This window comes from Streptomyces sp. NPDC016677, from assembly GCF_055562815.1.
The window spans coordinates 449,738-461,830 of the sequence record NZ_JBVHEO010000001.1 but is presented as its reverse complement, the minus strand read 5'-3'; the positions used below and the strand labels follow the sequence as shown (position 1 = coordinate 461,830).

Below are 12,093 nucleotides of genomic sequence, written 5' to 3'. Positions count from 1 at the left end.
GACAACGTACCGCGAGTACTTTAGCGTCGCAGGTACAAGATACCCACGGTACGTAACCAGAGCGGAGCCCGACATGAGTGGACAGTGGACGACGGCGGACATCCCTGACCAGCGCGGCCGGGTGGCCGTGGTGACCGGGGCCAACACCGGCCTGGGGTACGAGACCGCCAAGGCGCTCGCCGAGCGCGGGGCCTCGGTGGTGCTCGCCGTGCGCGACGTCGAGAAGGGCGAGCGGGCCGCGGCCGGCATGACCGGCGACGTGACCGTGCAAGCGCTGGACCTGACCTCGCTCGACTCCGTCCGGACCGCGGCGGCGGCGCTGCGGTCCCGGCTCGGCCGGCTCGACCTGCTCATCAACAACGCCGGCGTGATGTACACCCCGAAGCAGACCACCCGGGACGGCTTCGAGACGCAGTTCGGCACCAACCACCTCGGCCACTTCGCCCTCACCGGGCTGCTGCTGGACCTGATGCTGCCGGTACCCGGCTCACGCGTGGTGACGGTCAGCAGCACCGGCCACCGCATCCGGGCCGCGATCCACTTCGACGACCTGCACTGGGAGCGGTCGTACAGCCGGGTCGCCGCCTACGGTCAGTCCAAGCTGGCCAACCTGATGTTCACCTACGAGCTGCAGCGCCGGCTCGCCGCGCACGGCACGACCGTCGCGGTCGCCGCCCACCCCGGCGTGTCCAACACCGAGCTCATCCGCAACGCCCCCGCCGCGCTCCGCCTGCCCGTCACCTGGCTGGCGCCGCTGATCACCCAGACGCCGGCGATGGGCGCGCTGCCCACCCTGCGCGCCGCCACCGACCCCGCCGTGCTCGGCGGCCAGTACTACGGCCCCGGCGGACGCAACGAGGTCAAGGGCCACCCCCGGCTGGTCACCTCCAGCCCGCAGTCGTACCAGGCGGCCGTCCAGCAGCGGCTGTGGGCCGTCTCCGAAGACCTCACCGGGGTGCGGTTCCCCCTGCCCGAGTCCGAGCAGGGCCCGTTCCCCGCGGCCGACGAGGCGCGCGTGCTCCCCGTCCGGCGAGACGCCTGACGGATTCCCGGGGGACGGCAGCGGCGTCGCACCGGCGCGGCCCGCTCCTCCCCCAGGCCCGCGCTCGCGCTGTCAGCCGGACTTCTTGACCGTCAGCGGCAGCAGCTTCTTGCCGGTCGGGCCGATCTGGATGCTGGTGTCCATCTGAGGACACACCCCGCAGTCGAAGCAGGGCGTCCACCGGCAGTCCTCGACCTCCGTCTCGTCGAGGGCGTCCTGCCAGTCCTCCCAGAGCCAGTCCTTGTCGAGGCCCGAGTCCAGGTGGTCCCAGGGAAGGACCTCCTCGTAGGAGCGCTCGCGGGTGGTGTACCAGTCGACGTCCACGCCGAAGGGGGTCAGGGCCTTGTCGGCGCAGGCCATCCAGCGGTCGTAGGAGAAGTGCTCGCGCCAGCCGTCGAAGCGGCCGCCGTCGTCGTAGACGGCGCGGATGACGGCACCGACGCGGCGGTCGCCGCGGGAGAGCAGGCCCTCGACGATGCCGGGCTTGCCGTCGTGGTAGCGGAAGCCGATGGAGCGGCCGTACTTCTTGTCGCCGCGGATCTTGTCGCGCAGCTTCTGCAGCCGGGCGTCGGTCTCCTCGGCGGAGAGCTGCGGTGCCCACTGGAAAGGGGTGTGGGGCTTGGGGACGAAGCCGCCGATGGAGACGGTGCAGCGGATGTCGCCGGAGCCGGAGACCTCGCGGCCCTTCTGGATGACGTTGGCCGCCATGTCGGCGATCTGGAGGACGTCGTCGTCCGTCTCCGTGGGCAGGCCGCACATGAAGTACAGCTTGACCTGGCGCCAGCCGTTGCCGTAGGCCGTCGCGACCGTCCTGATCAGGTCGTCTTCCGAGACCATCTTGTTGATGACCTTGCGGATGCGCTCCGAGCCGCCCTCGGGGGCGAAGGTGAGGCCGGAGCGGCGGCCGTTGCGGGTCAGTTCGTTGGCCAGGTCGATGTTGAAGGCGTCGACGCGGGTGGAGGGGAGGGAGAGGCCGATCTTGTCCTCGGTGTAGCGGTCGGCCAGGCCCTTGGCGATGTCACCGATCTCCGAGTGGTCCGCGGACGACAGGGAGAGGAGGCCGACCTCTTCGAAGCCCGTCGCCTTGAGGCCCTTGTCGACCATCTCGCCGATGCCGGTGATGGAGCGCTCGCGCACCGGGCGGGTGATCATGCCGGCCTGGCAGAAGCGACAGCCGCGGGTGCAGCCGCGGAAGATCTCGACCGACATGCGTTCGTGGACGGTCTCGGCGAGCGGGACCAGCGGCTGCTTGGGGTAGGGCCACTCGTCGAGGTCCATGACGGTGTGCTTCGACACGCGCCACGGGACGCCGGACCTGTTCGGTACGACGCGGGCGATACGGCCGTCGGGGAGGTACTCGACGTCGTAGAAGCCGGGGACGTAGACGCCGCCGGTGCGGGCCAGGCGGAAGAGCAGTTCCTCGCGGCCGCCGGGGCGGCCCTCGGCCTTCCAGGCGCGGACGATCGCGGTGATCTCCAGGACCGCCTGCTCGCCGTCGCCGATCACGGCGCAGTCGATGAAGTCGGCGATCGGCTCGGGGTTGAACGCGGCGTGGCCGCCGGCCAGGACGATCGGGTCGTCCAGGCCGCGGTCCCTGGCCTCCAGGGGGATGCCGGCCAGGTCGAGCGCGGCGAGCATGTTGGTGTAGCCCAGCTCCGTGGAGAAGGACAGGCCGAAGACGTCGAAGGCCTTCACCGGGCGGTGGCTGTCCACCGTGAACTGCGGGACCTCGTGCTCCCGCATCAGGGCCTCCAGGTCCGGCCACACGCTGTAGGTGCGCTCGGCGAGGACGCCCTGCTGCTCGTTGAGCACTTCGTAGAGGATCATGACGCCCTGGTTGGGCAGGCCGACCTCGTAGGCGTCCGGGTACATCAGCGCCCAGCGGACGTCGCAGGAGTCCCAGTCCTTGACGGTCGAGTTGAGTTCTCCGCCGACGTACTGGATCGGCTTCTGCACATGCGGGAGCAGAGCTTCGAGCTGCGGGAAAACGGACTCCGCGGCCGCAGCGACTTCGGCAGGCATCTCGCGCACCTTCGTGAGCTGGACTGAACTGACAGGGGTGACCATCTAGCCTAACGCGGCTCGGCAGGGCCACTCGCACGCCGGACAGGTCACAGGGCGGTCGCCGCGTCCTTCACGTCGTCCCAGAGGGCGGGCAGCGCGGCCTCCAGGTCCGCCGCCCGGCACCGTTCGCGTTCGTGGAGCAGGCCGTAGGTGAAGGTGTCCTCCCCGGCGGCGTGGGCGACCGCGGTCAGCTCGCGCAGGGCGCCGCGGGCCATCACGCTGTCCTGGTGCTCGCCGAGCCGGGACTGCAGCGCCTTCATCGACTTGACCACGGCTTTCGCCGGCTTGCCGAGGGCCGGTACGGCCGCCTCCGCCGCGTACCGGGTGCGCTTGGCCTTCTTGCGGGCCTCGTGCAGCGCCACGTCGCGGTCGGTGCCGGGGTCGGCCTCCAGGGCCTGTCCGACCAGGGCGGAGACCTTGCGGAAGTCCTTGCGGACCGCCTCGGCGAGCACCTTGCGGGGCTTCTTACCGGCGGCCTCGCGCAGGGGCGGGGCGGTGAGCAGCGAGTCCAGGGTGTCGAGCAGGGTGAGGTAGCGGTGGGAGTCGAGGACGGCGAGGAGCCGGCCGCGGGCACCGCCGTGTTCGGCGCCGGACCACTTCCGCAGCCGCTCGGCGACCGGGCCGTGCACCAGGTCGTGCGGTACGTCGTCGAGGGTGGCCGTCAGCCGTGCGGTCAGCACCTCGCGGTCGCGGTCCTCACCGAGGACGCCCGCCAGCCACTTCAGCTCGTCCCCGACGGGGTCGGTGACGGAGCGGTCCAGTACCGCGCGGAACGACTTGAGGGTGCTGCGCAGCCTGCGCGTCGCCACCCGCATGCTGTGCACGGAGTCCTCCGCGTCCCGGCGGACGGCCGGGTCGAGGCCGACCATCGCGTCCCGCTGCTCCCGCACATAGGCCAGGACGTGGTCGCCGGCGCTCACCGGTTCGGTGGTGGGCGCGGGGCCCCGGGTCCGCTCGGGGGCCGTCTCGGCGAGGGCGCGGGCCAGCTTGGAGGAGTGGGCGGCGGGGCGCAGACCGGTCTCGCGCAGCCGTTTCTCCACCTTGTCGAGGAAGGCCGGGTCGCCGCCGTCGGCCAGCTCCACCTCGATCTCGGTCCAGCGGACGTCGCCGACGCCGCCGCTGAGCCGTTCGGCCCGCACCGTGTCCAGGCCGATCTCGGCGAGCGGCCGGCCCCGCGCGTCGAGGAGGTCGCGTACGTCCCGGGCCGAGCGCAGCCGGACCACGGGCAGCAGTTCGGCGTGGCGGACCCGGGAGCGGACCAGAGCGGCCAGCTCGTCGGGGAGGGTGCCGGAGAGCGGGGCGTGAATCTCCTCGCGCTCGCCCGGGGCGACGGGGAGCTTGAGGTGCCAGCCGGCGTCCGAGCCTCCGGTGCGGCGGCGCAGGGTGATGCCCCGGGCGGCGAGGCGCTCGTCGGCGGTGTCGTAGTAGGTGGCGTCGAGGTGGGCGACGCCCCGATCGGCGACGGTCGCGACGCCTGCCACCCCCGTCAGGTCGGGCAGGCCGACGCTGTCGTCGTCGGACTCGTACTTCCGCTCGATCTCACGCTTGATGTCCGCCATGGGGCGTACGTACCCGGCATCGGACGCCGGTCACCTCCCCGGCGGGGAGGCGACCGGCGTCGCTACGCCGACATGGGCCGCTGCACGGTGATCGACTGGAGCAGGCCGACGGCCATCCACACCGAGAACATCGACGAGCCGCCGTAGGAGACGAACGGGAGGGGCAGACCGGTCACCGGCATGATGCCGAGGGTCATCCCGATGTTCTCGAACGCCTGGAAGGCGAACCAGGCGACGATCCCCGCGGCGACGACCGTGCCGTAGAGGTCGGGGGTGTCGCGGGCGATGCGGCAGGCGCGCCACAGGATGACGCCCAGCAGCAGGATGATGAGTCCGCCGCCGACGAAGCCCAGTTCCTCGCCGGCGACCGTGAAGACGAAGTCCGTCTGCTGCTCGGGGACGAACTGGCCGGTGGTCTGCGAACCGTGGAAGAGGCCGGAGCCGGTGAGGCCGCCGGAGCCGATGGCGATGCGGGCCTGGTTGGTGTTGTAGCCGACGCCCGCGGGGTCCAGCTCGGGGTTGGCGAAGGCGGCGAAGCGGTTGATCTGGTACTCGTCCAGGATGCCGAGCTGCCACACCGCCAGGGCGCCGGCCGTGCCCGCGCCGATCAGGCCGAACACCCAGCGGTTGGAGGCGCCGGAGGCGAGCAGCACGCCCAGCACGATGACGACCATGACCATGACCGACCCGAGGTCGGGCATGAGCATCACGATCAGCATGGGGACGACGGCGAGGCCGAGCGCCTGGAGCACCGTGCGGTGGTCGGGGTGCTGCTTGTCGCCCGCGTCCACGCGGGTGGCCAGCAGCATCGCCATGCCCAGGATGATGGTGAGCTTGACGAACTCCGAGGGCTGGAGGGAGAAGCCGCCGGGGAGCTTGATCCAGGAGTGGGCGCCGTTGATGGTCGAGCCCAGCGGTGTGAGCACCAGCAGGATCAGGAACACGGAGGCGCCGTACAGCAGCGGCACGGCCGTGCGCAGCGTGCGGTGGCCGATCCACACTATGGCGACCATCAGCGCGAGGCCGATGCCGGTGTTGAGCAGGTGGCGGAGCAGGAAGTAGTACGGGTCGCCCTGGTTCAGCTCGGTGCGGTTGCGGGTGGCCGAGTAGACCAGCAGGGTGCCGAGCAGCGACAGGGCGCCGGCGGCCAGCAGTATCGGCCAGTCCAGCCGGCGGGCCACCGAGTCGCGGGCGAAGATCCGGGTCCAGCCCGCGCGCTCGGGTCCGTAGCCGGAGACCTGGAAGCTGTTGGCCCCGGTCATGTGAGCATCCTCCGCGTCCTGCGCCCGCGGTCGCCGGGGCGGCCGCCACGCCGTCGGCGGCGGGTCTGGCGGTTGCCGGTGTCCTGGTTGGCGACGGTCGCGCCCTGCTCGGTGCCGTCGAGCGGGGCGTACTCGTCCTCCTCGGTGGCCTGCTGGTCCTTGACCGGGTCGTCGGAGATCTTCGGCGCGGCGATGGTGCCGTCCGACTTGACCTTCGGCAGAGACCTCTGCGGCGTGGGGAGCAGCGCCTTCTTCTGGTCGATGTCGCCGTCGTCGGAGACGCCGTACAGGGCGTCGTAGATGTTGCGGACGGCCGGGCCGGAGGCGCCGGAGCCGGTGCCGCCCTGGGAGATCGTCATGACGATCGCGTAGTCCTCGGTGTACGTGGCGAACCAGGACGTGGTCTGCTTGCCGTGGACCTCCGCGGTACCGGTCTTGGCGTGCATCGGGATCTCGTCCTGCGGCCAGCCCTGGAACCGCCAGGCGGCCGTTCCCTCGGTGGCGACGCCCGCGAGGGCGGCGTCCATCTTGCCGAGCGTGTCCTTGCTTATCGGCAGCTTGCCGTGGGACTGGGGCTCGATCTCGTCGACGTCCTTGCCGTCGGCGCTGATGATGGCCTTGCCGACGGAGGGGTCGTAGAGGGTGCCGCCGTTGGAGATGGCGGCGTAGATGGTGGCCATCTGGATGGGGGTGACGAGGGTGTCGCCCTGGCCGATGGAGTAGTTGATGGCGTCACCGGCGCGCATCTTGTTGCCTTCGAGGCAGTTCTCGTACGCGATCTTCTCGACGTAACTGCCGTCCTTCTTGCCGGTCTTGCACCAGGCGTCCTTGTTGGCCTCCCAGTAGTCCTGCTTCCACTGGCGGTCGGGGACGCGGCCGGTGACCTCGTTGGGAAGGTCGATGCCGGTCTCCTCGCCGAGGCCGAACTGGTGGGCGGCCTTGTAGAAGTAGTCGTTGGCGTTCTTGCCGTCCATGCCGCCGTCCTTCTTCCACTCCTGGTGCGCGAGGCGGTAGAAGACGGTGTCGCAGGAGACCTCCAGGGCGCGGCCGAGGTCGATCGAGCCGTAGTTGGCGGACTCGAAGTTCTTGAAGACCTGGCCGCCGACCGAGTACGAGCTGGAGCAGTCGTACCCGCCGTCGAAGTCGTAGCCGGCCTCGACGGCGGCGGAGGTGGAGACCACCTTGAAGATGGAGCCGGGGGCGGCCTGGCCCTGGATGGCCCGGTTGAGCAGCGGGTAGTTGGAGTTCTTCCCGGTGAGCTTCTTGTAGTCGGCGGCGGAGATGCCGCCGACCCAGGCATTGGGGTCGTAGGTCGGGTTGGAGGCCATGGCGACGACGCGGCCGGTCTTGGCCTCCATCACCACGACCGCGCCGGAGTCGGCCTTGTAGGTGGTGCCGGTGTTGCGGTCGTGTTCCTTGCGGGCGGCCTTCATCGCCTCGTTCAGCTCGTACTCGGCGATGCGCTGGACGCGGGCGTCGATGCTGGTGACCAGGTTGTCGCCGGGCTGGGCGGCGTCGGACTCGGCCTCGCCGATGACCCGGCCGAGGTTGTCGACCTCGTAGCGGGTGACGCCGGCCTTGCCGCGCAGGGCCTTGTCGTACTGGCGCTCCAGGCCGCTGCGGCCGACCTGGTCGGAGCGCAGGAAGGGCGAGTCGGTGTCCTGGGCCTGCTGGATCTCGTCGTCGGTGACCGGGGAGAGGTAGCCGAGGACCTGGGCGGTGTTGGCCTGGCCGGGCGCGGTGTAGCGGCGCACGGCCTCGGGCTCGGCGGTGATGCCGGGGAACTCCTCGGAGCGCTCGCGGATCTGGAGGGCCTGCTTGGCGGTGGCCTCGTCGGTGATGGGGATGGGCTGGTAGGGCGAGCCGTTCCAGCAGGGCTGGGGGGTTTCGGCGTCGCAGAGGCGGACCTTCTCCATGACGTCCTTGGGCTTCATGCCCAGGACCCCGGCGAGCTTGGTGAGGACGGCCTCGCCGTCGTCCTTCATCTTCAGCAGGTCGGTGCGGGAGGCGGAGACGACCAGGCGGGTCTCGTTGTCCGCGAGGGCCACGCCGCGGGCGTCCAGGATGGAGCCGCGGACGGCGGGCTGGACGACCTGCTGCACGTGGTTGCCGGAGGCTTCCTTGGCGTAGGCGTCGCCCTCGCGGATCTGGAGGTACCAGAGCCGGCCGCCGAGGGTGCACAGCAGGGACAGCACGAGGACTTGGATGACGATGAGCCGGGTCTGGACGCGTGTGCTCCGACCGGTCTCGGGGATGTTGGTCACTGCGGTTGCCGCCCCCTCTCAGTGCGCCGACGTGTGTGCGCGTACGAATGATGAACGGTCGGGCTGTGCGGCCGCGTTCCGCCCCGGCACACCCGTTCGAGTGAACTCGCCCGTTCTCACCGCCGCTCGCCCCTGATGCGTCCGGCTCCCGGCCCCAAGCCCCTGATACATCCGGCCCACGGCCCCAAGCCCCCGATACGTCCGGCCCACGGCCCCAAGCCCCCGATGTGTCTGGTGATCCGTCCAGTGATACGTCGGGCTCACAGCCGCTTGACCCCCTTGATGCGTCCGGCGCGGGCGACCCGGGCCCGGGCCGCCCTCACCCGCAGGCCGTTCTTCTGGCCGCCGACGCGCAGGCCGGTGCCGCCGGAGAGCCAGCCGGAGGAGATGTCGGTGCTCTGGGCGGCGGAGCCCGTGTCGGCGAGCGGGTCGTTCTCCGCGCGCCGGGCCAGGGCCATGATCCCGGGGACCACGAACGGGGCGAGCAGCAGGTCGTAGAGGGCGGAGGTGAACAGCAGTCCGCCCAGGCCCACATGGCGGGCGGCGGTGTCGCCGACCAGAGCGCCCACCCCGGCGTAGAGCAGGGTGGAGCCGAGGGCGGCGACGACCACGACGGCCATCGGGCCCGTGGCGGACTTCAGGCGGCCGTTGTCGGGCCGGGCGAGGCCGGCCAGGTAGCCGATGACGCACAGCACGAGGGCGTAGCGCCCGGCGGCGTGGTCGGCGGGCGGGGCCAGGTCGGCGAGGAGGCCGGCGCCGAAGCCGACCAGGGCGCCGCCGGTGTGGCCGTAGACCAGGGCGAGGCCGAGGACGGTGAGCAGCAGCAGGTCGGGGACGGCACCGGGCAGGTGGAGCCGGGCCAGGACGCTGACCTGGATCACCAGGGCGACGACGACCAGGGAGGCGGACAGCAGGATGCGGTTGACGCGCATGGGACTCGTGGCTCCTACTGCTCGGGCTGGAACTGGCCGTCGGCGGGCGCCTGTCCGGACGGCGTCACGGTCACCGTCACGGTGGGCGTGGGCGTCGGCTTCGGCGGGTCGGGGAGCACGGTGTCGCGGGGGTCCTTCTTCGGGGCCTGGACGACGACACCGACGATGTCGAGCTTGGTGAAGCCGACGTACGGCGTGACGTAGAGGGTGCGGGTCAGGTCGCCGCCGGAGGGGTCGACCCGGGAGACGACGCCGACGGGGACTCCGGGCACGAAGGGCTTGTCGCCCTGGGAGCCGAAGGTGACCAGGCGGTCGCCCTTCTTCACCTCGGCCTTGCCGTTGAGCAGTTCGACGCGGAGCGGGCGGTCGCCCTGGCCGGAGGCGAAGCCGAGTTCGTCGCCGTTCTCCATGCGGGTGCCGACGGTGAAGTCGGGGTCGCTGGCGAGCAGCACGGTGGAGGAGCTGGGGCCGACGGTGGTGACGCGGCCGACCAGGCCGTCGCCGTTGAGGACGGTCATGTCCCGCTCGATGCCGTCGTCGGCGCCGACGTCCAGGGTGACGGTCCAGGAGAAGCCCTGGGCCGCTCCTATGCCGATGACCTGGGCGCCCTTGATGCCGTACTGGCCCTCCCCGGCGATCTTGAGCATCTTGTCGAGCTGAGCGAGCCGGCTGCGGCCGCGGTCGTCGCTGCCGAGCTTCGCCTTCAGCGCCGCGTTCTCCTGCTCCAGCCGGGCGAGCCGGTCGTGCCGGTCCCCGGAGTCGCGGATCGCGGAGATCGCGTTGCCGACGGGGTCGACGGCGGACGACACCCCGTTCTCGATCGGGCCGAAGACGGTGGCCGCGGCCTGCCGGGCACCGTCGACCGGGGAATCCTCCCCGCCGCGGATGTCCACCGTGATCAGCGCGAACGCTACGGCGATCAGCAGCACCAGGAGCAGCCGGCTCTCTTTCGTGTCCCTCACGTGCGGCGGCCGTGCCTTCCTCGTCGGAATTCGGGAATTCGTCGGTGGTGCGTAGGCGGTACACAGGTGATACCTGGGGCGATACGCAACCGGTACGTCAGTGGTTCTTCTGTTGTGCGGCGATACACCCGGCCCGCCCGGCGGCGCGCGTCACGGGTGTTCTCATGTCTCTATATCAACGATCCGCCGCACGAGAGGAGATCGTCTCGTACGGCGGAACGAAGCGTCACGTCATCTGCGGGGCTGGGCGTCCAGCACCTGCTGGAGCGCCTCGAACTCCTCGACGCACTTGCCGGAGCCGAGCGCCACGCTGTCCAGGGGGTCCTCGGCGATGTGGATCGGCATGCCGGTCTCCCGGCGCAGCCGCTCGTCGAGTCCGCGCAGCAGCGCGCCGCCGCCGGTCAGGACGATGCCCCGGTCCATGATGTCGCCGGACAGCTCCGGCGGGCACTTGTCGAGGGTGGTCTTGACGGCGTCCACGATGGCGTTGACCGGTTCCTCGATCGCCTTGCGTACTTCGGCGGCGGAGATGACGACGGTCTTGGGCAGCCCGGAGACCAGGTCCCGGCCGCGGATTTCGGTGTGCTCGTCGGTGTCGAGGTCGTACGCCGAACCGATCGTGATCTTGATCTGTTCGGCCGTCCGCTCACCCAGCAGGAGGGAGTACTCCTTCTTGATGTGCTGGATGATGGCGTTGTCCAGTTCGTCGCCCGCGACGCGGATGGACTGGGCGGTGACGATGCCGCCGAGGGAGATGACCGCGACCTCCGTGGTGCCGCCGCCGATGTCGACCACCATGTTGCCCGTGGCCTCGTGGACCGGCAGGCCGGAGCCGATGGCCGCGGCCATGGGCTCCTCGATGATGTGCACCTGGCGGGCGCCGGCCTGGGACGACGCCTCGATGACGGCACGGCGCTCGACGCCGGTGATGCCCGAGGGCACGCAGACGACGACGCGCGGACGAGCCAGATACCGCCGCTTGTGGATCTTCAGGATGAAGTAGCGGAGCATGCGCTCGGTGATCTCGAAATCGGCGATCACACCGTCCTTCAGAGGTCGCACGGCAACGATGTTGCCGGGCGTGCGCCCGATCATCTTCTTCGCTTCGGCGCCGACCGCGAGAATGCCGCCGGTGTTGGTGTTGATGGCGACGACGGACGGCTCGTTGAGTACGATCCCGCGACCCCTGACGTACACCAGCGTGTTGGCGGTCCCGAGGTCGACAGCCATGTCACGGCCGATGAACGACATTGAGTTCCCCATCAGGATTCGACTGGCCTTCCCAGGAGCTTTTGAGGGCTTTTCAGGTCGGCGAAGTGGGTGCAGTGGCGTGAAGGCTTCCATCGTAGACGCGCTTTCGCGAACACTGCGCGAGGGTCTTCGCCATTGTCAGCAGATCACGTCCTGCCTCGCTTGTGGAGACGGGCCGACGGAGGCAAACGTTCCCCCGATCGGCACGCATATGTCACAGGGCGGCCGCATGTGCGCGACCGCCCTGGTCAGCTGGGCCATTCGGCTGACATGCCGTCAGAAGAACGAGGCTCCCCGATTCAGTCGCGGCCCGGGAAGAAGATCTTCAGCTCGCGCTCGGCGGACTCCTCGGAGTCGGAGGCGTGGATCAGGTTCTCCCGCACGATCACGCCGTAGTCGCCGCGGATGGAGCCGGGCGCCGCGGCGATCGGGTCGGTGGGGCCGGCCAGGGCGCGTACGCCCTCGATGACCCGCTCGCCCTCGACGACCATCGCGACGACCGGGCCGGAGGCCATGAACTCCACGAGCGGCTCGTAGAACGGCTTGCCCTTGTGCTCGCCGTAGTGCTGCTCCAGGGTCTCCTGGTCCAGGGTCCGCAGTTCCAGCGCGGTGATCCGCCAGCCGGCCTTGCGCTCGATACGGCTGATGATCTCGCCGGTCAGGCCACGACGGACGGCGTCGGGCTTGAGGAGGACGAGGGTGCGCTGGGTCACTGCGGGCTCCTTGGAAGGTGAGGACGGGCCATGTGGTGACTGAC

Annotated in this window: 9 protein-coding genes; 1 reads left to right on the top strand and 8 read right to left on the bottom strand. The window is 70.4% G+C overall.

The genetic code is table 11. The annotated features are described in order from the left end of the window. The first annotated feature begins 73 nt into the window (after positions 1 to 73). Positions 74 to 1,042, top strand: coding sequence for an SDR family NAD(P)-dependent oxidoreductase (locus tag ACZ3IG_RS02035; protein ID WP_467428101.1), 969 nt, complete (start codon positions 74 to 76; stop codon positions 1,040 to 1,042). A 72-nt stretch (positions 1,043 to 1,114) separates the two neighbouring features. Here ACZ3IG_RS02035 and ACZ3IG_RS02030 read toward each other — a convergent pair whose 3' ends face one another. The 8 genes from ACZ3IG_RS02030 to ndk form a co-directional block, all read right to left on the bottom strand. Next, complete coding sequence (locus ACZ3IG_RS02030; protein ID WP_467428098.1) at positions 1,115 to 3,064, bottom strand: TIGR03960 family B12-binding radical SAM protein; 1,950 nt, start codon at positions 3,062 to 3,064, stop codon at positions 1,115 to 1,117. Between the two features lie 89 nt (positions 3,065 to 3,153). Further along, positions 3,154 to 4,665, bottom strand: a complete 1,512-nt coding sequence (locus ACZ3IG_RS02025) for a CYTH and CHAD domain-containing protein (protein ID WP_467428097.1) — start codon at positions 4,663 to 4,665, stop codon at positions 3,154 to 3,156. Positions 4,666 to 4,727: 62 nt separating this feature from the next. After that, a complete protein-coding gene (gene rodA, locus ACZ3IG_RS02020; RefSeq protein ID WP_467428095.1) occupies positions 4,728 to 5,927 on the bottom strand; it encodes a rod shape-determining protein RodA in 1,200 nt (399 codons plus the stop codon). Beyond that, positions 5,924 to 8,191 carry a penicillin-binding protein 2 gene (mrdA, locus tag ACZ3IG_RS02015; RefSeq protein ID WP_467428093.1) on the bottom strand — a complete coding sequence of 756 codons (2,268 nt, stop codon included), beginning with the start codon at positions 8,189 to 8,191 and terminating at the stop codon, positions 5,924 to 5,926. Before mrdA ends, rodA begins: the two co-directional genes overlap by 4 nt. A 260-nt stretch (positions 8,192 to 8,451) precedes the next feature. Continuing rightward, positions 8,452 to 9,123 (bottom strand): rod shape-determining protein MreD, encoded by a 672-nt coding sequence (gene mreD, locus ACZ3IG_RS02010; protein ID WP_467428091.1) that lies wholly within the window; start codon positions 9,121 to 9,123, stop codon positions 8,452 to 8,454. A gap of 14 nt (positions 9,124 to 9,137) precedes the next feature. Next, positions 9,138 to 10,085: a rod shape-determining protein MreC gene (mreC, locus tag ACZ3IG_RS02005; RefSeq protein ID WP_467428089.1), complete on the bottom strand. Its 948-nt coding sequence runs from the start codon at positions 10,083 to 10,085 to the stop codon at positions 9,138 to 9,140. A 231-nt stretch (positions 10,086 to 10,316) separates the two neighbouring features. Then, positions 10,317 to 11,336 carry a rod shape-determining protein gene (locus tag ACZ3IG_RS02000; RefSeq protein ID WP_006133575.1) on the bottom strand — a complete coding sequence of 340 codons (1,020 nt, stop codon included), beginning with the start codon at positions 11,334 to 11,336 and terminating at the stop codon, positions 10,317 to 10,319. A gap of 299 nt (positions 11,337 to 11,635) precedes the next feature. Further along, positions 11,636 to 12,049, bottom strand: coding sequence for a nucleoside-diphosphate kinase (gene ndk / locus ACZ3IG_RS01995; protein WP_403537845.1), 414 nt, complete (start codon positions 12,047 to 12,049; stop codon positions 11,636 to 11,638). Between the last annotated feature and the right edge of the window lie 44 nt (positions 12,050 to 12,093).